This is a genomic window from Bacillus cereus group sp. N8, assembly GCF_016483685.1.
In the GTDB taxonomy this organism is placed as follows: Bacteria; Bacillota; Bacilli; order Bacillales; family Bacillaceae_G; genus Bacillus_A; species Bacillus_A proteolyticus.
The window spans coordinates 1-259 of the sequence record NZ_JAEHBK010000181.1 but is presented as its reverse complement, the minus strand read 5'-3'; the positions used below and the strand labels follow the sequence as shown (position 1 = coordinate 259).

The following is a 259-nucleotide window of genomic DNA, read 5'->3' as shown; positions in this document are numbered from 1 at the left end:
CCCGAATATCTTCGCGTCCTTGAATAATCTCTTGAAAATTCCCAGCAGATTGTCCATGTCGTACTAAACAAATTTCCGTCATGCTGCACCTCCTTTTTAAATAATCCGCTTCTATTGTATCAAAAGTTCTGCATGACGGACATAGTTTTCCCTTCAAATTATGTTGTATTTTGCTGCTTCATATACTGAAACATATAGATCATAATGGAAGCAACTGCCAATTGATTTTGGAACTTCTCAACTTTATCTGGTATCGTTT

2 protein-coding genes are annotated in these 259 nt (G+C 36.3%); both read right to left on the bottom strand.

Annotated elements, in window-relative coordinates; genetic code table 11:
- Positions 1 to 82, bottom strand: an 82-nt coding sequence (locus JDS80_RS30920) for a histidine phosphatase family protein (protein WP_199640836.1), incomplete at its 3' end; no start/stop codon positions are given.
- A gap of 76 nt (positions 83 to 158) precedes the next feature.
- On the bottom strand, positions 159 to 259 hold a 101-nt coding region (locus JDS80_RS31890), incomplete at its 5' end, for a YlbE-like family protein (protein WP_242477473.1).